The organism is Pseudomonas sp. HMSC08G10 (assembly GCF_001808425.1).
Classification (GTDB): Bacteria; Pseudomonadota; Gammaproteobacteria; order Pseudomonadales; family Pseudomonadaceae; genus Aquipseudomonas; species Aquipseudomonas guariconensis.
This window is the reverse complement of sequence record NZ_KV793331.1, coordinates 156,962-176,887: the sequence shown is the minus strand read 5'-3', so window position 1 is coordinate 176,887 and position 19,926 is coordinate 156,962. Positions and strand designations below refer to the sequence as shown.

Annotated in this window: 17 protein-coding genes; 6 read left to right on the top strand and 11 right to left on the bottom strand. The window is 62.9% G+C overall.

Annotated elements, in window-relative coordinates; all coding sequences use genetic code 11:
• The 8 genes from HMPREF3173_RS20770 to yaaA all read right to left on the bottom strand — a co-directional run bounded on the left by HMPREF3173_RS20770 (position 1) and on the right by yaaA (position 11,761).
• A complete protein-coding gene (locus HMPREF3173_RS20770; protein WP_043207418.1) occupies positions 1 to 1,446 on the bottom strand; it encodes an alginate O-acetyltransferase in 1,446 nt (481 codons plus the stop codon).
• A 13-nt stretch (positions 1,447 to 1,459) separates the two neighbouring features.
• A complete protein-coding gene (algG, locus tag HMPREF3173_RS20765; RefSeq protein ID WP_070576257.1) occupies positions 1,460 to 3,022 on the bottom strand; it encodes a mannuronan 5-epimerase AlgG in 1,563 nt (520 codons plus the stop codon).
• A 19-nt stretch (positions 3,023 to 3,041) separates the two neighbouring features.
• Positions 3,042 to 4,520, bottom strand: coding sequence for an alginate export family protein (locus HMPREF3173_RS20760; protein ID WP_043207420.1), 1,479 nt, complete (start codon positions 4,518 to 4,520; stop codon positions 3,042 to 3,044).
• Positions 4,517 to 6,028, bottom strand: coding sequence for an alginate biosynthesis TPR repeat lipoprotein AlgK (gene algK / locus HMPREF3173_RS20755; RefSeq protein WP_083300110.1), 1,512 nt, complete (start codon positions 6,026 to 6,028; stop codon positions 4,517 to 4,519). The genes HMPREF3173_RS20760 and algK overlap by 4 nt, the downstream gene beginning before the upstream one ends.
• Before the next feature lie 13 nt (positions 6,029 to 6,041).
• Complete coding sequence (locus tag HMPREF3173_RS20750; protein ID WP_043207421.1) at positions 6,042 to 7,205, bottom strand: alginate biosynthesis protein Alg44; 1,164 nt, start codon at positions 7,203 to 7,205, stop codon at positions 6,042 to 6,044.
• Between the two features lie 36 nt (positions 7,206 to 7,241).
• A complete protein-coding gene (locus tag HMPREF3173_RS20745) occupies positions 7,242 to 8,723 on the bottom strand; it encodes a glycosyltransferase family 2 protein (RefSeq protein WP_043207422.1) in 1,482 nt (493 codons plus the stop codon).
• 62 nt (positions 8,724 to 8,785) lie between these two features.
• Complete coding sequence (locus HMPREF3173_RS20740; RefSeq protein WP_070576254.1) at positions 8,786 to 10,102, bottom strand: nucleotide sugar dehydrogenase; 1,317 nt, start codon at positions 10,100 to 10,102, stop codon at positions 8,786 to 8,788.
• A gap of 879 nt (positions 10,103 to 10,981) precedes the next feature.
• Positions 10,982 to 11,761 (bottom strand): peroxide stress protein YaaA, encoded by a 780-nt coding sequence (yaaA, locus tag HMPREF3173_RS20735; protein WP_070576251.1) that lies wholly within the window; start codon positions 11,759 to 11,761, stop codon positions 10,982 to 10,984.
• Positions 11,762 to 11,898: 137 nt separating this feature from the next.
• Here yaaA and HMPREF3173_RS20730 point away from each other — a divergent pair, with 137 nt between their 5' ends.
• The 6 genes from HMPREF3173_RS20730 to HMPREF3173_RS20705 all read left to right on the top strand — a co-directional run bounded on the left by HMPREF3173_RS20730 (position 11,899) and on the right by HMPREF3173_RS20705 (position 16,975).
• Positions 11,899 to 13,014, top strand: coding sequence for a polysaccharide deacetylase family protein (locus tag HMPREF3173_RS20730; protein ID WP_070576248.1), 1,116 nt, complete (start codon positions 11,899 to 11,901; stop codon positions 13,012 to 13,014).
• 272 nt (positions 13,015 to 13,286) lie between these two features.
• On the top strand, positions 13,287 to 14,681 hold the full coding sequence (locus HMPREF3173_RS20725) for a PhoH family protein (RefSeq protein ID WP_070092305.1): 1,395 nt from the start codon (positions 13,287 to 13,289) through the stop codon (positions 14,679 to 14,681).
• A 165-nt stretch (positions 14,682 to 14,846) separates the two neighbouring features.
• Positions 14,847 to 15,317 carry a cyclic pyranopterin monophosphate synthase MoaC gene (gene moaC / locus HMPREF3173_RS20720; RefSeq protein WP_043207428.1) on the top strand — a complete coding sequence of 157 codons (471 nt, stop codon included), beginning with the start codon at positions 14,847 to 14,849 and terminating at the stop codon, positions 15,315 to 15,317.
• A complete protein-coding gene (locus HMPREF3173_RS20715; protein WP_070576245.1) occupies positions 15,317 to 15,562 on the top strand; it encodes a MoaD/ThiS family protein in 246 nt (81 codons plus the stop codon). Before moaC ends, HMPREF3173_RS20715 begins: the two co-directional genes overlap by 1 nt.
• 2 nt (positions 15,563 to 15,564) lie before the next feature.
• Positions 15,565 to 16,011, top strand: coding sequence for a molybdopterin synthase catalytic subunit MoaE (gene moaE, locus HMPREF3173_RS20710; protein ID WP_043207430.1), 447 nt, complete (start codon positions 15,565 to 15,567; stop codon positions 16,009 to 16,011).
• A gap of 187 nt (positions 16,012 to 16,198) precedes the next feature.
• Positions 16,199 to 16,975, top strand: a complete 777-nt coding sequence (locus HMPREF3173_RS20705; RefSeq protein WP_070576241.1) for an ABC transporter substrate-binding protein — start codon at positions 16,199 to 16,201, stop codon at positions 16,973 to 16,975.
• An 80-nt stretch (positions 16,976 to 17,055) separates the two neighbouring features.
• Here the strand turns inward: HMPREF3173_RS20705 and HMPREF3173_RS20700 are convergent, their stop codons facing one another.
• The 3 genes from HMPREF3173_RS20700 to HMPREF3173_RS20690 form a co-directional block, all read right to left on the bottom strand.
• On the bottom strand, positions 17,056 to 17,682 hold the full coding sequence (locus tag HMPREF3173_RS20700; protein WP_043207432.1) for a helix-turn-helix transcriptional regulator: 627 nt from the start codon (positions 17,680 to 17,682) through the stop codon (positions 17,056 to 17,058).
• 73 nt (positions 17,683 to 17,755) lie between these two features.
• Positions 17,756 to 18,886 (bottom strand): NAD(P)/FAD-dependent oxidoreductase, encoded by a 1,131-nt coding sequence (locus HMPREF3173_RS20695; protein ID WP_070576238.1) that lies wholly within the window; start codon positions 18,884 to 18,886, stop codon positions 17,756 to 17,758.
• A 10-nt stretch (positions 18,887 to 18,896) separates the two neighbouring features.
• Positions 18,897 to 19,847, bottom strand: a complete 951-nt coding sequence (locus HMPREF3173_RS20690; RefSeq protein ID WP_070576235.1) for an ornithine cyclodeaminase family protein — start codon at positions 19,845 to 19,847, stop codon at positions 18,897 to 18,899.
• Positions 19,848 to 19,926: the final 79 nt, after the last annotated feature.

Below are 19,926 nucleotides of genomic sequence, written 5' to 3'. Positions count from 1 at the left end.
TCACTGGCCGGCCTGCGCGGTGTTCTGCGCAGGGCCGGCGAAGTTGTTGCGTTTGCACAGCTTGGCCTCGACCTTCTGGGTGCCGGTTTCCGGCCCCTGGATCTCGAGGGCGAGCAGGTTCTGACTGGCCCAGTCCTCGTCTTCACGCATCTGGAAGACGAAGCGGCCGTCGGTGTCGGAGGTTTCCGGCTTCTCGATCTTGATGTCCTCGTGGCGGCCGTTGAGGTACCAGAGGGTGGCCTGCAGGACCTTGACCGAGGTGTCCTCGAACTTGATGTCCAGCTGGTGATTGCGGTTGATCAGGTCTTTGATCACACCGCCCTTGCCGTTGACCATCAGCTCGTTCTTGCCGGGCTTGAGGGTGGCGCTGGCGCTCATCTGGGCCGGACGGTCGTCACAGCCGTCGTCGAGCAAGGCGAGGATCTGGCGCCAGATGGTTTCCTGGTCCAGGCGGTACAGGGGCGAGAACTCCCAGATGAGGATCTTCGGTGGGTTCTTTTTGAATTCCTCACTGCCCAGGTACTGGATCATCGAACCTTCCAGGCCACCACCGGGGAAGGCGACGTTGAGCACGTCGGCACCGATGTACTGCTGCAAGAAGCCCGAGAAGTTGTAGTTCTTGCCGCTGTGGCTGGTGCCGACCAGGGTGATCTTGGCATTGCCCGAATCGCCGAACAGGTCGTCGCCATCGCTCGCACCGCCCTTGGGCTCGGTGGCGAACTGGTCCATGTACTGCACCGCATAGCTGGTGCCGCAAAGTTGCCCGGCGACGTTGTGCAGGGTACCGGTCTTGCCCATGCGGCCGGACTTGTGGGTTTCGAATTCCTTGCGCGGGATGCCTTCGAAGGCTGGCATCTTGTGTACGGTGTCGGCCACGATCTTGGCCGCGCGCTCGGCGCCGTAGGGCGTCCAGTGCTGGTCACCGCGGAAGTAGAAGTCCTTGCCCTGGTCGGCGGCGGCCAATTGCTCGTTGGTCAGCGGCGACAGGTCGGGCACGTTGTAGCCCATGCTGGCGAAGCGCTTGAGCATGGCCTGGTAGTTGCCCAGCGCCTTTTGATAATCGAAGGCGGCTTTCTCGGCGGGGTTGAGCATGTTGCGGTTCACCAGGCCACGGGTTGGCTGGTACACCAGCACCAGTTCCACGCCGCGTTTCTTGAACGCGTCATGCACCTGTTGCAGGCGTTTGTAGCCGGCCGGGGTGGTGTTGAATTCGGTGCGCAGGTCTTCGCGGGTACGGAACAGCCAGTCGCCTTTGGCCTGGACCAGAGTCGTGAAGTTCTGCTGGTAGCGGGTCACGTAACGGCTGGCGTCGTGGGCCTCTGGGCACAGCTGGCAGCAAGGCTCGGCGGTGAAGCTCGGGGCCTGCACATCGGCGGCGCGCACGCCCTGGCTGATGGCCAGGAGGGCGGCGGACAAGCCGAGCAGTTTCATCAGATGCGGAGTCATGGTCTGGGCTTCCTTAATCGATCATTTCGGTCTGGCGTTCGACCGGGTCGATCAGCACGGCCTTCTGCTGGCGCACCAGCAGGTCGAGGATTTCGTCCTGGCGCTCGCCGAGCACGCCGTTGAGGCTGATGCCGTTGGCCTTGCGCGGGGCGAGCATGGAGACCTTGTAGAGCTCGACCGACAGCGGCGAGTCGATCGACAGGGGACCGGAGCCATTGGCCGCCAGTTCACCGCCGACCACGATCAGCGAGACTTTGGCATCGAAGGGGTCCAGGGCGATGTCGCGGTCGGTGTCGGAGAGGTCCTTGATGTGCCCGTACACGCCCACCAGGCCGTTGGCCATGGCGAGGTTTTCGTACAGGCGGATGTTCACGCTGTTGCGCACGCGGATGCCGTGGCGGCGGTTGTTGAGCAGCTTGTTGCCGTAGATCAGGTTGTCGCCACTTTCGTACAGCGTGATGCCGTCGGTGTGGTTGCGATAGATCTCGTTGTAGGCCACCAGGTTGTTGACGCTGTTACGGTCCAGGACCACGCCGGAGAGCTTGTTGTCGTAGCTCTTGTTGTTGATGATCCAGCTGTCGTTGACCTCACGCGAGACGATGATCCCGTGCTTTTTCTTGGTGCCGTACACAGTGTTGCCGGCGATGATCAGGCGGTGCGAGCGGTCGTGGGGGTCGATGCCGTAGACGATGTTGTCGCGATAGGTGTTGTCCTTGATCACGAAGTCCTGGGTCTCGTAGCAATAGAAGCCGTACCACATGTCGCTGAATTCGGAGCCGATGATCCAGCCGGTAGGTTCCGGACGGCCCATGCGCTTGGCCATGTTCGGCGTGTACTGGGAGATACTGACGCCATACGACTTGGACTTGGCGTAGCCGAAGCTGGCCATCTTGCTGTTGACGATGTAGGTCTCGGTACCGCCCCAGGACAACAGGAAGGGACGGAACTCGTCCGGCTTGCGGAAGGTGGCGGGGCCGTTGTCCTTCTCGCGCCAGGCGGTGACCTGGGTGTCGGTGACGAACAGCTTGCCGTCGTTGATCAGGAATGACCCGCCCTCTTGGGACAGGCGCAGTTCCTTGACCTTGCCATCGATCTCCAGCACGCCCTTGCGCCCGACCACGATCGGCAGGCGTGCCAGGTACACGCCCGGCTCGGTTTCGCGCAGGTACTGCTTGGGCACCTGCTTGCTCAACTGCACCAGGTCCACATGGCCATCATCGATGAAGATCGCCTGGGGAATGCCCTGCTGGCGACGAACCCACTCGGCGCCTTTGTTGTCGCCGCCGATGAACTCCTTGAGCGATTCCTCCTGGAGCATGCGGCGCACGCTGACCTTGCCTTTGTGGCTGCGGTCGAGCTTTTTCTGAACCGCTTCGGCTGTGTAGCCGGAGAGGTCGGGCAGCTTGGGCGGGTCCATCTGCAACGGCTCGATCGGCGCGCTGGAGACCGTGTAGGTCTTGGCCTGCTGCAATTCCTTGACCACCGGCTTGACCGGCTCGGCATAGGCCAGGCCGCTGCTGGCCAGCAGCAGGGCACTGGCCAGCAGGCCATGGCGAAAATGCGGGTGAAGGTTCATGAGTGTCCTCTCCCGGGCCTCAATAGCGCCAGATCACGTCGACGAAGGCGCGGTGCATGTAGGAATCAGCTTCGCTGCCGTAGGCATCGCCTGGCTTGAACACGCCGGCACGCAGGCGCACCAGGGCTGACGGCTCGTCGATGGCTTGGCTCATCGAAGCCGGCAGCAGGCCTTGCTTGAAGTACTTGGTGACCACCACGTCCATTTCCTGGCCCAGGTCCTTCTCGCCATTGATCAGCGGACGGTTCACACCGTTGTCCTCGACCACCGCGTTGATGCCGCTGGAACCGATGTTCTGTTGGTCATCGACGCGCCAGAACTTGTGGTAGATGAAGCTTGCGTCATAGTCGTCGCGCAGTTGCCAGGAGGCGAACAGGGTGGCCGCCTGCAGGTTGCCCAGCTCGCCACGGAAGGCTTCGCCGAAGCGGTGCACGCGCGAGCGGGTGCCGGTGAAGTTGGAGCGGTTGCTCTCGAGACCGGTCTGCTCGTAGTTGCTCGAACCGTCGCTGCCGCCACCGCCGCTGCCGCGGGCATAGGCCGCACCGACCTGCCAGTTGGGGTCCAGACGCAGGCGCACACCCAAGTCGGTGGCCCAGGCGTTGACATCGCCGCTCTGCTTGCCGGTGGCGACTTGGTCGTTGCCCACGGTCTGGGTGCTGAGGGTGTCGCGATCGCCGGTCAGCCAGGTGACGCTGCCCCAATAGTTGACGGTGTGGTCGTTGCGCCAGTTGTAGGCGTCGCTGTTGGCCTCCAGGCCCAGCCAGGTCAGATCGCCCGTTCGGGTCTTGTCCAACGGGTCGACGGTTTCCCCGGGGTCTTTCAGGCTGCCGCTGTCACTGGAGTGGTGGGCGCGCACGCCGACCCAATGCCCAGGTGTCCACTGGGTGGCAACGTTGCCGTACACGTGGGTGCGGTCCTTGTCCTCGGGCGCAAGCTCGGTGAGGTCGGTGCGGTATTCGCTGAAGCGCTGTGCCACACCCAGATCGGCCTTGAGCAGGGTGGTGTCGAAGGTCCAGTTCAACGCTTCGATGTTGGTGTCGCGCCACATGCCGTCATCGCTGCGCAGGCGTTGGCGGCCCAGGCGCAGCTGTTCGCCTGGGTAGGGCGTGAAGCCGCTGTAGCCGACCCAGAACTCGCGCATGGCCAGGTAGCTCTTGTCCGGCTTGCGGCTGTCATCGGCGTTGTCCACGGTGCTGCCGTCCTCGGACTGGCGCAGCGTGTCGGTCTCGATGATATCGGTGGCGGCGACTGCCTGGCCCATGGCGAAGGCGCTCCAGTTGCCGCGTTCGCCGTAGACCCAAGGGCGCAGGTCCAGGCCCAGGCCGTTGACGTCACCGCCGGAGCGGGTGCCCAGGTCGCGGTCGTCCTCGGATTGGCCGGTGATCTTGATGTCCAGGCCGAAGTTCTTCTCGGCGGTCATGTCCGCCAGGGTCGGGCACGACCACAGCAGGGCGAAGCTCAGGCCAATGCCGGCTTTCACGAAGGGATTGAGCGTCATAGCGAGTCCTCACCGTCTACTTCTTCTTTTGCGTCGTCTTGCAGGGCTTCGAAGGCCAGGGGGTTGGAACCGACCTGGGCCATGCTGCCGCGTGCCTGCTTTTCCTGATCCAGCAGGCGCTGGGCCTGGTTGCGCTGGTCAGGGCTCAATTGCGTGTCGAGCTTTTGCAGCAGCTCGGTCGATTGCGGCGACGGGTTGGCCTGGGCCAGTTGGGCGAACACCCAGGCGTTGGTCGGGGCAGGTCGGATGCCATGACCTTCGCTGAACAGCTGGGCCAGGGCGTAGTCGGCGCTGTTCTGCCCCCCGCGGGCGGCACTGAGCAGGTGGTCGACGGCTTTCTGCGGTTCGACGTGGCCCAGGTAACCACGGCGGTACAGCTGGCCGAGGTAGTAGTGGGCACTGACTTCACCGGCTGCGGCGGCGGCCTGCAGGTGTTCTTCGGCTTTGCTGGCGTCGGCCGGAAGCGTCTTGCCTTCGTAGTAGAGGCGGCCGAGCAACAGTTCGGCGCGGGGCTGCTGGGCCTGACGGCCCTTTTCGATGTAGGCGAGCAACTGGTCGTTGTCGCCCAGCTCCGGGAAGTCGTACACCAACTGCGCCAGGCTCACCCAGGAAGCCGGATTGACCGGGGCGACCTGTTCGAGCAGGTCCTTGGCGGTCTTTTCGTCGGTCTGGCCCAGGCTGCGGTCGGCCAGCACGCGGGCGACGCTGTCGACCCGGGTGGCCGGCACGATGCCACGGCCATAGGCGGCCTTGAGCTGCTGGATCAGTGCGGCCTGCTGGTCGGGCTGGGCGCGCTTTTGGTAGACGGTGGCCAGTTCCACATAGCAGATGTCGGTGGTGTCCAGCGCGGCCTTGCAGATCTTTTCGACGTCGCCCAGGTGCTGGTCGTAGGTGCCCTGGGTACGGTAGAGCAGCACCTGGGCCAGGCCCGCCTCGGGGTTACCGGCGGCGCGCCACTGGTCGATCTGCTGCTGGGCGTTCACCTTGGGGAAGCTCTGCGGGTATTGCAGGTAGAGCATCGCCAGCGGGATCAGGGTGTTGCGCTCGCCTTGCTGGGCGGCGAGCTTGAGCAGGGTTTCGGCCTCCTCGCGCTCGGCCTGGGTAGTGCCAGGCTTGGCCACCAGCAGGCGACCCAGGCGTGCCTGGGCTCGGGGCGAGGTGGCAGCGGCGGCGCGGTAGGTGGCCTCGGCGGCCTTGAGCTTGGCAGGGTCCTGGGTGGCGACCTGGATATCGGCCAGGCCCACTTGGGCATCGCTGTAGCCAAGGTCGGCCAGGGCCTTGTAATTGCGCTCGGCCAGGGCGGTGTCCCCGCGCTTCATGGCCTCGTTGGCCAGGCGCTGGTCGGGCAGGCCCGAGCAGCCGGCCAGGGCGACGGCCAAGGCCAGGCCGCACCAGGCCAGCGGGCGAACACTGCGCACAGGGCTCGATTCGATCCCTGTGGGAGCGGGTTTACCCGCGAACAAGGCCCCGGCCGCTTGCAGCGGTGTCATACGGTTCGAAGGGTTCATGGTCCGATCCCTCTTACAGCCCGCGGGCTACGGCCTTGTCGATCAGCCAGTCCAGGGACGGGCCACGATCGGCGTTGACGGCCGCCGGGCGACCGGCCAGTTCTGCCGGCAGGCCGCTGTCGGGCTTGATCTGCACGCGGATGTCCGAGGCCAGGTCTTCGCTGTTGAGGCTGGCGCTGCTGACGATCTTGCCGGTGCGCATCTCGTCTTCGCCGGCCACCTGGAACTGCACGCGGGTGCCTGGCTTGACCTGGTCGAACTGGCGATAGCTGAAGCGCGCCTCGACCATCGGGTTGGTGGTGCGTGGCACCAGTTGGAAGATCGGCTGGCCCTTGCTGGCGTACTGGCCGTCATCCACCAGCTGGCGGGCGACGACGCAGTCGCATGGGCTGGTGAGCGTGCCGGAGAGCTGCTTGCCGAACAGCTCCTCGACCTTGGCGGGCTCGAGCTGCGAGTCGTCCAGGTGGCCTTTGAGCAGATCGAGCATGCTGGTGCTGAAGCTTGCCAGCGGCGCGCCCTTGACCACTTGGGCGCCGTTTTCCACCAGGCTCTGCACACTGCCGTCGCGCGGCATGGTGACATTGGTGGTGGGCACCGAGACCACGCCGGCCTCGGCGTGGCTGACGAAGTACATGCCGTACAGCGACTTGGCGATGAAGCCGAACGCCGCCACGCCGACCACGAACACGCCCAGGCTGACGGTCACCGCGCGCAGGCGACCGAAGGCCGAGAGCCCCGAGCCGCTGTCTTTCTGCTTGCGCGCCTTGGTGAAGTTGTCGCGCTGCAGGGTGCTGAGCACGCCGCCGACGTTGATCATCTCGCCGGACAGGAAGGTGGTGATGATATGGCGCAGGGTGGCCACGTCGCGCGGTTCGAGGTTCTGGAACTGCACGCCGGTGCGGCCGGTGCTCTGGTAGGAGCGCACCTGGAACTCGACGTCCATGGACAGGCCCAGGTTGTCGACCGTGAACTGCAGGCGACCGCGCAGCACGTCGCCGACGTTCAAGGGTTTGCTGGTGTGGAAGGACAGGCCCCCGGCGGAGAGATCGTCCACCTTCACATCGTGCGGTTCGCGATTGCGGTCCAGGTAGCGCAGCTTGGCAGGGATACGTACCCGGACATGCTGGCGCTGGGCTTCGGACTCATGCACGACATTGGCGTTCACGGCGGTATTCATGGCGATTTCGTTCCTGTTAGATCCGTTCCGGGGGGCTCACACGACCATGAACAGCACAGCGACGAAGATGCTGGCTGCCGAGAAGGTCATGGTCCGTGAAGACCAGGTGTTGAACCATTGTTGAAAGCTTTCGAGGTCACGCTTGAGGGCAGTCGGCTGGCGGGTCCAGGACTGCTTGTCGAGGCGGAAGAACACGTAGATCTTCATCAGCGCGCCGACGATCTGGTTGTAATAGAGAATCAGCGGGTAGGCCGGCCCCACGTTATGGCCCGAGCACAGCAGCATGATGGTGAGGATCAGGCGGGTGATGCCGATCCACAGCAGGTACACAAGCAAGAAGCCCATGCCGAACTTGAGGCTGGCGATCACCGCCACCGTCAGGCCCAGCAGGCTGGTCCACATGGACACGCGCTGGTCGAGCAGGACGATGCAGGTGAACAGGCCCAGGCGCTTGAGGCCCAGCCCCAGGGCGCGGGAGTTCTGCCGCAGGTTGTTGCCGTACCAGCGGTACATCAGCTTGCGGCTGGCCTTGATGAAGCTTTTCTCCGGTGGGTGCTCGACCGTGTTGATCGCAGCGTCCGGCACGTAGAAGGTGTCGTAGCCCAGGCGCATCAGGCTGAACCAGCTGGACTTGTCGTCCCCGGTGAGGAACTTGAAGCGGCCCAGGCGCCAGTGGTGCAGCGAGTCGCTTTCCACGTCGGCGATGAACTCAGGGTCGGTCACCACGCTTGCGCGGAACATCGACATGCGCCCGGTCATGGTCAGCACGCGCTTGGACAGGGCCATCGAGCACATGTTGATGTGGCGCTGGGCGAAGCGCAGCTTGTGCCACTCGCTCATGATGTAGCCGCCGCGCACTTCGCAGAATTCGTTGGTGGTCAGGCCACCGACATTGGGGAACAGCTTGAACCACGGCACGGTCTTGCGGACCACGCCTTCGCCGAGCACGGTATCGCCGTCGATCACCGCCACCACGGCATGCTCGTCCGGCATCATCCGCGAGATGGCCCGGAAGCCATAGGCCAGGCCATCGCGCTTGCCGGTACCGGCGATGCGCACGAAGTCCAGGTTGACGTGGGCGGGCGGGTTGTACTTGGCCCACAGGCTCTTGACCAGCAGCTCATCGGACATCTCCACCAGCGAGCAGACCACGGTGGTGGGGAAGCCGCATTCGATGGCCTCGCGGATCACCGAGCTGTACACCTGCGCGGTGGTCAGGGCATCGATGCGAAAACTGGTGACCATCAGGTACACGTGGGACGGGTCGGCAGCTTTGCCCAGCTTGCGTACCTTGCGGCGCAGGTAGGGGTAGACGCCGTAGAGGAACACCATGCCACGGATGAAGTGGGTGGCGCCCATGGAGTAGCGCCAGATGCCGACCGCGCCGACCAGGAAGATGAAGTGCTTCGACTGCGAGTCGAAGATGTCGCTGGGCAAGGCCAAGGCGATCAACATGAGCAGGCTCATGTAGAGCAGCCATCCGGCGCACTGCAGCAGCACTGTCTGGAGTCTTTGCATGTTCAGCATCCGTCGCGCGAATCAGGGGGAAGGGCAGCGGTCGCCCGCTGCCCGGCCGGGGGTTACCAGCAGATGCCTTCGGTGCGGCTGGTGTTGCAGGTCGGCTTGGTCATGAAGCCGACCAGGTCGATCACCTGCTTGCCTGCTGGCGCCTGCTGGGCGAGGGCGCGGAACTTCTCGTCGCGGTTGCCCAGGACGATCACGTCGGCGTTGTCGATGACGTGCTGCAAATCGTCATTGAGCAGCGAGGACACGTGGGGGATCTTCGACTCGATGTATTCCTTGTTGGCGCCGTGGACACGGGCGTACTGGACGTTCTGGTCGTAGATGTTCAGCTCGTAACCTTTGCCGATCAGGCGCTCGGCCAGTTCCACCAGCGGGCTTTCGCGCAGGTCGTCGGTGCCAGCTTTGAAAGACAGACCGAGCAAAGCGACCTTGCGTTTGTCGTGGCTTTCGATGATGTCGAAGGCGTTCTGCACCTGGGACTCGTTGCTGCGCATCAGCGAGTCGAGCAGCGGAGCTTTCACGTCGAGGCTGGAGGCGCGGTAGGTCAGGGCACGCACGTCCTTGGGCAGGCACGAGCCGCCGAAGGCGAAACCTGGGCGCATGTAGTACTGCGACAGGTTCAGGACTTTGTCCTGGCAGACCACGTCCATCACGTCGCGACCATCGACACCCACGGCCTTGGCGATGTTGCCGATTTCGTTGGCGAAGGTGACCTTGGTGGCGTGCCAGACGTTGCAGGTGTACTTGATCATTTCGGCCACTTCGACCGGCTTGCGGATGATCGGTGCGTCCAGTTCCTCGTAGATGGCCTGGAGCACGTCGCCGCTGGCCTTGTCCAGCTCGCCGATGACGGTCATCGGTGGGCGGTCGTAGTCGGCGATGGCGGTGCTTTCACGCAGGAACTCCGGGTTGACCGCAACACCGAAGTCGACGCCGGCTTTCTTACCGGAGCAGTCCTCGAGGATCGGGATGACCACGTTCTTGACGGTCCCCGGCAGCACGGTGCTGCGTACCACGATGGTGTGGCGACGCTCGGTGTCGCGCAGCACGTAGCCGATCTCACGGCACACCGACTCGATGTACTCAAGGCCCAGGTCGCCGTTCTTCTTGCTGGGAGTGCCGACGCAGATCATCGATACGTCGCTGGCGCGGATGGCTTCGGCGAAATCGGTGGTGCCACGCAGGCGGCCGTTGGCGATGCCTTGCTGCAGGAGCTGTTCCAGACCCGGCTCGACGATGGGCGACTTGCCCTGGTTGATCAGGTCGATTTTGGTCTTGGACACGTCCACGCCAATCACTTCGTGACCCCGTGCCGACAGGCAACCTGCACAGACCGCACCCACATAACCCAAACCAAAGATGCTGATACGCATCGTATTCACCTCGTGTGTTTATCACGTCGGCTCCTTCGCAAAAGAGCCGGACCGGGTTGATTAACCAGCAGTTTTCGGGCGCACGGTGCCATGGCGATTGCACATATCACCGAACGCAGGCATGAATAAATCCAGAGCGCGCAAAGTTGTGCACTCAAAGTTGGCAGTTAAATGGCCAGTATTAAAAGGCGTGCCCTGAAATGCAGCCGTCTTTATTGCAGTGTGCTATTACGCCTACTGCTGTGCTTGCTCTTTCAATTGGAAAAAATCCTATGAAATCAACCACTAGGACGATTAGTAGGGGCGCGTCTCTCCTTCGTGGACAGGGCTTTCGGTTGATACCGTTGCGTCTGTCGAAGTTATCGGAGCCGGTAGTGGATACCGGCCGGTTGTCATCTGTAAGTCATCTCTCACGACACCCGCAAGAAACTCGTTACGGGTCCTATGAGCGATTGCCGGTAGCAGAAGTTCCAAGGTGGGTTCTGCAGCTATGAAAGATTTCTAAATATTTTTTCAGTGGAAAATACTTTCAATCTGATAGCACGTATCAGTTTCACCCCTATATATAAAGGGCGAAAACGACGTGGGATGGTTATATGCCAGCATGCGAAAATTTTTTTCAAAATTCGTCAAAAAACTACGAACGGTCTTATGGCGTTTTGCAATAACGGTAGGTTCGTGGTTTTTTTGACGTCGGGATTATGGCGAGATGGCCATTTGAAGCCTGCCCCATTGCAGGGCTGTCGGATGAGGTGACATGGCCAGTAGGGGCTGCGGTCTTGCTCAGTGGTCTCCTCTTCGCGGGTTTACCCGCGAAGGGGCCTCTGCAAGCAACACAAGACCGCTGCTCCCACCGGTAATGCGCAGGACCTGAAGGTCTTATTCGGCAGGGTGGTCGCGCAGGAACACCAGGTGGTCTGGCTTGGACTGTTCGGCACTGTAGAAATAGCCCTGCACATCGAAGCGCTTGAGCTGTTCGGGGTCGTTGATGCGCTCCTGGATCACGAAGCGGCTCATCATCCCGCGGGCTTTCTTGGCGTAGAAGCTGATGATCTTGTACTGCCCGTTCTTCCAGTCCTTGAAGTCGACATCGATCACCCGTGCCTTCAGGGCGCTGCGCTTGACCGCGCTGAAGTACTCGTTGCTGGCCAGGTTCAGCAGGATGTCATCGCCTTGATCGGCCAGGGCCTGGTTCAGCCATTCGCTGATGCGCGTGCCCCAGAAGGCATAGAGGTCTTTGCCGCGGACGTTGACCAGCTTGGTGCCCATTTCCAGGCGGTAGGGCTGCATCAGATCCAGCGGGCGCAGCAGGCCGTAAAGGCCCGACAGCATGCGCAGGTGGTCTTGGGCGTAGCTGAAGTCGTCCTCGCCGAGGCTTTCGGCGTCCAGGCCTGTGTACACGTCACCCTTGAACGCCAGCAGCGCCTGCTTGGCGTTGGCCGGGGTGAAATCCGGGGTCCAGCTGCCGAAGCGGGCGGCGTTGAGGCCGGCGAGCTTGTCGGAAAGGTGCATCAGTTCGCTGATCTGTGCGGGTGTGAATTCGCGCAGTTGGGTGATCAGCACCTGGGAGTCGTCCAGGTACTGGGGCAGGGTGAACCGCTGGGTCACCGGCGGGGTGTCGTAGTCGAGAGTCTTGGCGGGGGAAATCACCGTCAGCATCGGGTCGGCTCCTGGAATCGTCGAGGCGGATTCTACGGGCTGGGGCCGGCAAGACCAAACTATCGCGACGATAGTCACGGACCATCGCCCAACGCCACGTTATAGTGCGCGTCATGTTGCTGCGGAGAGCTTGATTCGTGCGTATTGCCTTCGTCCTGCTGGCCGGCCTGCTGAGCCTTGCCGCCCAAGCTGCCCCTTCGCCCCAGGCCACCCTGGACCGCACGCTGTGGCCTGAACAACTGGACAGCCCGGCGTTGTTCGATGTCGCTTCGCGGGCCGAAATCCTGTCGTTCGCCCAGGTGCTACAGGAGAGTGAAATGCTCGACGAGCCGGCTCTGGCGGCGCGCCTGCAACTGCGCCAGATCAACCTGGCGGTGATACGTGCGGTGCGCGCGCGCATGTGGCAGCGGCTATGGGAAAACTATCAACAGGCCCAGCGCAGTTGCGAGCAGGATGCGTCCTTCTGCTATCCGCTGGAGTCCATGGCCGAACTGCGGACCCTGGCGGCCACCTTCACCTCCGGCGTGGGCGAGTTCTATACCGGCTGGCTCGAGCCCAGCCGGGCATTCCACACTCGTTACCTGGATGAACAACTGCGCAAGGCGGCGTTGTTCCCTCAGACCAGCAGCGAGGTCGAGCGCCTGTCGGACAGCGAGCGCACAGGCGATGAGCTCAACGACCGGGTGTTCCTGCTGACTTTCGTCGGTGGCCCCACCCCCGCGGGCGGTGCCACTGATGAGCTGGCCGATTATCTGCGTCGGCAAAAGTTCGGCGGCCTGTTCTTCGTGCTCGGCAACCGTTTGCAGCAGCGTGCCCCTGTGGGGGCGCTCTATGCCGGGCAATGCGTGGGCATCCAGGGCTGGGAGTATCGCTCCCATGCCCAATGGCTGGACTGGCAGGATTCGCTGCGCCGGGCCCAGGCCCGGGTCCAGTCCGACCTGCCGGCGCAGTATGTGCCGTTGTTCCGCCCGCCGTACGGACAGCGTCGTGCCGATGGCGAGGCATTCATGGCCAGCCAGAAGCTTCAGGTATCGCTGTGGGACATCGACGCCCAGGACGACAGTGCACTGAGCGCCGAGGCCTCGGCGCATCGGGTGCTGACCTTGATGCTGTTGTGGCGCAAGGGGGTGATCCAGTTCCACGACAACCTGCCCAAGGCGCAACCGGCGCTGGATTGGCTGTTGCGCAACACGGCGCAGAGTGGAATCGGCTGGGAAGATTGCCGGGAATATGGGCAGCGTGATGGGGCTTGATCTTTGACTCTAGTCCCGCTCACGGCACAAGCCAAGCCCTGAACGTCAATCGGAAAAATAAAGTTCAAAGGAACGTAAAAAGACTTTTTTTGGTCATCATTAATGCGGTATGTAGGTACCAGACAGCCGAATCCTGCAGCACAGGTGGCGTCATCCAGGCCCTCCTTGCCAGGTGCGCTCCCCGCCCGTAACGACGCGGATACGGGGAGAACGGCGGTCACTCTGCGGCGCAGCATTACGCGTCGTGTGGCTTTCACATAAGGTGACCGAGTATGGATGACCAAGGACGCAATTCTTCCTCCACCCAGCCAATCCTGTATGTGCTCGATACCAATGTCCTGATCCACGATCCAAACGCTTTGCTCAACTTCGAGGAGCACCATGTCGCCATTCCGATGACGGTGCTGGAGGAACTCGACAAGCTCAAGACCGGCAAACACACCATCGCCGCCGAATGCCGCCAGGCCATCCGCCTCATCGACCAGACCCTTGGCGATGCCTCGCCCAGCGACGTCGAGCAGGGCGTGCCGATCCAGCGTGGCAAGAGCGGGCCCAAAGGGTTCCTGTCGATCCTGATGAGCCCACGCAACGAGCCAAACCGGCTGCTGCCCGAAACCCTCAACGACAACATCATCATCAACCAGCTTCTGGAGTTGCGTGCCCGCCGCTCAGATCTGGACGTAGTGCTGGTGACCAAGGATATCAACATGCGCCTGAAGGCGCGTGCCTGCGGCATCGCCGCGGAGGACTACAGCACCGACCAGTTGGTCGATGACGTCTCCTTGCTGTCCAAGGGCTACCACTCGGTGACCGGCTCGTTCTGGGATCGCGTCAGCAAGGTCGAAACCCGGCAGGAGCGTGGTCGCACCTGGCATCGGGTACAACTGACCGACAACCTGCCGGCGGTGCACGTCAATGAGTTCATCATCGACGAGCAAGGCTTCGTCGGCTGGATCAAAGGCATCCGTGAAGACGAACTGCTGCTGCTCGACCTGCACCAGGAGCCGTTGCTGCACCAGGAAGCCTGGGGGCTGAAACCCCGCGACATCCATCAGAGCCTGGCGTTGTTCGCCTTGCTCGACCCGGATATCCACCTGGTCAACCTGACCGGCGCCGCCGGCTCCGGCAAGACCATCCTGGCGCTTGCCGCCGCCATCGAGCAGACCATGGTCAGCAAGCGCTACCGGCGCATCATCGCCACCCGCAGCGTGCAGGGGCTGGACCAGGAGATCGGCTTCCTGCCGGGGACCGAGGCCGAGAAGATGGAGCCTTGGCTGGGCGCCATCACCGACAACCTCGAAGCCCTGCACATGGATGACGAGAGTACCCACGGTAGCGTCGAGTACATCCTCGAGCGGGTCCCGTTGCAGTTCAAGTCGCTGAACTACATCCGTGGGCGCAGCTTCCAGCAGAGCCTGATCCTGATCGACGAGTGCCAGAACCTCACCCCGCACCAGATGAAGACCATCATCACCCGTGCCGGGGCAGGGTCCAAGGTGGTGTGCCTGGGTAACCTGGCGCAGATCGATACCCCTTACCTGTCGGCCACCAGCTCCGGGCTGACCTACCTCACCGAACGCTTCAAGGACTTCCCTCACGGCGTTCATATCACCTTGCAGGGCGTGCCACGCTCGGTGCTGGCCGAGTACGCCGAGTCCCATCTGTAAACCCCAGTCTGCCGGGCGGTTCGCCGCCCGGCTTCTGTGGCGTCCTCTACGCGGATACCCCCGCTCCCACCGCCGCCAGTGTGATTTGGCCTGCCTGCGACACAACCACTGCTCAAAGCTGACCTGCGGGTTTACACTCTTTGTTCCCTTCACAGGAGCAATGCAGTGCTGACTCATCTCGATTCCCAGGGGCGCGCCAACATGGTCGACGTCACCGAAAAGGCCGTGACCGCGCGTGAGGCGGTGGCCGAAGCGCGGGTGCGCATGTTGCCGCAGACGTTGCAGATGATCGTCGACGGCGAGCATCCCAAGGGCGATGTGTTCGCCGTGGCGCGCATCGCCGGGATCCAGGCGGCGAAGAAGACCAGCGACCTGATCCCGCTGTGCCACCCGCTGATGCTCACCAGCGTCAAGGTCGAGCTCAACGCCGAAGGTTCTGATGCGGTGCGCATCGTCGCCCGTTGCAAGCTGGCCGGGCAGACCGGTGTGGAAATGGAAGCGCTGACTGCCGCCAGCGTTGCGGCGCTGACGATCTATGACATGTGCAAGGCCGTCGACAAAGGCATGGTGATCGAGCAAGTACGCCTGCTGGAGAAGCTCGGCGGCAAGAGCGGCCATTACCAGGTGGAGGCGTGATGAAGGTTCAGGTGGTGTATTTCGCCCGTTATCGTGAATTGCTAGGGGTCGATGGCGAGCCGCTCGAAGGGACTTTCGCGACCCTGGACGACGTGCGCCAGGCCTTGGTGGCCAAGGGCGGGCAATACGAGGTGCTGGCCGAGCAGAACCTGATGTGCGCACGCAATCAGGATCTGAGCAAGCTGGCCGAGCCGGTGGAGGAGGGCGACGAAGTGGCGTTCTTCCCGCCGGTCACGGGAGGTTGAGCATGGGCGTTCGAGTACAGGAGCAGGCCTTCGATCCAGGCCTTGAGGTCAATGCGATGCACGCGGCCAACGTCGGCGTGGGCGCGGTGGTGGGGTTCGTCGGCTATGTGCGGGATTTCAACGATGGCCGTGAAGTGGCGGGGATGTTCCTCGAGCATTACCCAGGCATGACCGAGAAAGCGTTGGCCAAGATCGTCGTCGAGGCCGAGCAGCGCTGGCCACTGCTCAAGGTCGAGGTGCTGCACCGCATCGGCGCGCTGGAGCCGGGCGAACCGATCGTTTTTGTCGGCGTGGCCAGCGCTCACCGTCAGGCGGCGTTCGATGCCTGCAATTTCATCATGGACTACCTCAAGACCCGGGCGCCGTTCTGGAAGAAAGAGAACACCCAGGATGGGCCGCGTTGGGTCGAAGGTCGGCAAAGCGACCAGGATGCCGCCGGTCGCTGGTGAACCTGCCGGGGCACGGGCGGGCCGGATGCGTCTGCCTGTGCTGCATGTTGTGGTTGGTAGTTGAGTTTCTATACAAAAAAGTCCAGTATGGAATCATAAGTACAAAATGATTCCAGGCAGCCTTGCGCCTGTCACCTTTGCTCTGTCTTGCACCACACCTCCAATAACGAGCGAGAGAGATCCCCCCATGAGAAAGCTCACCCTGATCAGTGGTCTGGCCCTGGGCCTGTTGGCCGGTAGCAACCTGTACGCTGCCGAGAACGTCCTGCGCATCGGTATCGAGGCCGCCTACCCGCCGTTTGCCTCGAAAAACGACAAGGGCGAAATCGTGGGCTTCGACTACGAGATCGGCAATGCCCTGTGCGCGCAAATGAAGGTCAAGTGTGTCTGGAACGAGGTCGAGTTCGACGGGCTGATCCCCTCGTTGAAGGTCAGGAAGATCGATGCGGCCTTGTCGTCGATGACCATTACCAAAGAGCGCAAGCAATCGGTGGACTTCACCCACAAGTACTACTTCACCTCATCGCGCCTAGTGATGAAGAAGGGGGCGGTTGTCGATGACCAGTACCAGAGCCTCAAAGGCAAGACCATCGGCGTGCAGCGTGCCACCACCACTGACCGCTATGCCACTGAAGTGCTCGAACCCATGGGTGTGAAGGTCAACCGCTACAGCAACAACGAAGAGATCTACATGGACCTGGCGTCCGGGCGTGTGGATGCCATTTTTGCCGATACCATTCCCCTGGAGGACTTCCTGTCGATGCCTCGGGGCGCCGACTTTGCCTTCGTAGGGCCGGAGCTGAAGGACCCCAAGTACGTCGGTGAAGGTGCCGGCATCGCGGTGCGCAAAGGCAACACCGAATTGGTGAGCCAGCTCAATAGCGCCATCGATGCCATTCGTGCCAACGGCGAATACCAGAAGATCCAGGCCAAGTACTTCAAATCGGATATCTACGGCGACTGAAACACTGCGCTGGGGGCGCCTTGCGCCCCTTTTCCGACCGCTGCGCAGCCCCGGCAATCGTCAAGGGACCTCTGCAGCGCTCAGGCCTTGAGTTCTTTCAGGTGCTTGTACACCGTCGCCCGTCCCATTCCCAGCACGTTGGCCACGTAGTTGGCCGCACTCTTGCCCTTGAAAGCGCCCTCTGCATGCAGGGCCAGGACCAGCTCGCGCTTGTGATCGCGGGTCAGCAGGTTAAGGCTCAACTGACGCTGGCGCAGCCAGCCGTTGAGGAAGGTGTTGATACGTTCCTGCCAGTCATCGCGAAACAGCGCGTCGGGTTGGGGAATCAATCGGCTGGGCGAAAGGAACAGATCCAGCGCCGCCTTGGCGTTCTCGAACAGCGAGATATTCAGATTGATGCACAGCATGGCCAGGGGTGTGCCTGCGGCATCGCGCAACACGGTGCTCAACGAGCGGATCTTCTGCCCGTCCCAGTTGAGTTTTTCGTAGGGGCCGATGTTGGTTTCATCGGTACCGTGCTCGAGCATGTCTTCCAGGGCCGCATCGTCGCCGATCTCGCGTTTGGACAGGTTGTTGGCGATGTAGTCGATCTTCTGGGTGCGCAGGTCGTGCAGCACCACTTCGGCGTGGGGGAAGAACAGGGTGGCGATGGCATCGGCGATGGCCCGGTAGTTGTCCAGGGCCGGGTCAGGGCGAGGGGATGGCATTGAGGCAGGCTCCAGGCTGTGTCAGCGCCCTGCGGCGAGGGCGCTGCGAGTGTGCCGCAATCGCGGCGGCGCGTCATCCCGACAGGCGTGCCGGGGATAGCATGGCGGCCGTCAGGCCAAAGCCATGCAGGTGATCCGGCAGCGCCTCGCCACGCACCAGGGCGGCGCTGGCCTGGCCCATGGCGGGTGAGGTCTGGATGCCGTAGCCGCCTTGGCCCGCGACCCAGAACAGCCCAGGCACCTGCGGGTCGAAGCCGGCGACCAGGTCGCCGTCGGCAACGAAACTGCGCAGCCCGGCCCAGGTGCGGGTAGGACGGCGGATGCGCAGGGTGGTGGCTTCCTCGATCTGATAGATGCCTAAGGCGATGTCGAGCTCTTCGGGTTGTACATCGTGCGGCTCCACCGGGTCGGCATTGGCGGGAGAGCCCAGGAGCATGCCGGCATCCGGCTTCATGTAGAAGGATTCATCGAGGCTGACCAGCATCGGCCAGTTGTGGCAGTCGACGCCCTCGGGGGCGGCGAAGATGAAGGCAGCGCGGCGCTTGGGTTGCAGGCCGAGGGGGCGAGCGCCGGCCAGTACCCCGATGTGGTCCGCCCAGGCGCCCGCGGCGTTGATCAGCACGGGGGCGCTGAAACTGCCCTGGTTGGTATGCACCTGCCACAGCCCTTGGGCGTCACGCTCTACCCGTTGCACCTCGCAATCGCTGCGCACTTCGCCCTGTTGCCGGCGAATGCCGCGCAGGTAGCCTTGGTGCAGGGCATCGGTGTCGATGTCGCTGGCGCTCGGGTCGTAGAGGGCGCCATGGACTTTGTCCCGACACAGCACCGGCAGGCGGGCGCAGGCCTGGTCGGCATCGAGCAGCTCGAATTCGGGCACGCAGGCCTTGGCGCTGAGGTACTGGCGTTGCAGTTCGGCCGGATCGCCGTTGAAGTCCACGGTCATCTCACCGCGCGGGGTGAGCAGAGGATGCTCGGCGAAACCACTGGGCGGATGATCGAAAAAAGCACGGCTGGCGAGGGTCAGGGCGCGTACCTGTGGCGTGCCGTAGGCGGCGGTGTAGAGCGCCGCCGAACGGCCGGTGGAGTGATAGCCAGGCTGGGATTCGCGCTCGAGCACTAGCACGCGGCCATGGGCTGCGAGCCAGTAGCCGGTGGAGGCGCCGGCGATACCGGCGCCGACGATGATGTAGTCGGCAGTCTGCATGCTGTTCTCCTCAGGCTTCGCGCAGCAGCTGATACAGGGCATTGGCCAGGGCAATGTCCTCCAGGCCCAGTCCGATGGAGCGGAAGAAGGCATGGCGGTGGTAGGCGGGCGCGGCGGCGTTGCCACTGAGCAGTTGCGGCAGGTCGCCGACGATCGCGTCTGCCTGCCACCCCAGTTGCTCGGCGGCGATGCGCATTTCGCCTGCGCTGGCGGGGGTGGTTACCCGGTAATCGCAGTAGACATCCATTTCGGCCAGGCAGGCTGGCGGGATTTCATGGGCGCGCACGGCATTGGTGCTGATCGAGGTGATCAGCGCCGGTTTGCTCAGCGTGCGTGGGTCGATGACTGGCACGGCCGAGGAGGTGCAGAGCATGATCACGTCGGCATCGTCCAGGGCCTGCTCGAGGTTTTCCATCAATTGCAGGCGGCTGTCGAGGCCGGCCAGGTGTTCGCGTTGCCCTGCGCTCTGTTGGCCCAGGCTGGGGGAATACAGGCGAATGTCCTGCCAGTCGCGCAGGCCGCGCACATAGTGCAGGTGAGCGCGGGCGATCGGACCGCTGCCGATCACCGTCAGGCGGCGGGCATGGCCTGGGGCCAGCGCGTCGATGGCCACGGCAGTGGTAGCGGCGGTGCGGGCGGTGGTCAGTTCGCCGGCGTCGCAGAGCATCAGAGGTTGACCGCTGTCCATGGACATCAGCAGGGTCCAGGCGGTGACCAGGGGGCCTTGGTCACGGACGATGTAGGGTGAGGTTTTTACCCCATAGACCCGCTCCGTGGCCAACACGCCGCCATAGTTGATGAAGTCGCCCCGGCCAGCCGGAAACTCCACCAGTTGTTGGGGTGGCTGTACCGCCTGGCCGCTGGCCAGGTCACGGAACAGATTGCGCAGGATGTGTGGGACATCCACCTGGGCGAGCAATTGGCGGGCGTGTTGTTGATCGACGACGAGGGGCGCGGTCATACGAAGCTCCAGATAAACTATTTTTTCCATTATGGACTTTTTGTTTATTTGGACAATATCGCAGGCGCAAAAAGGTTGG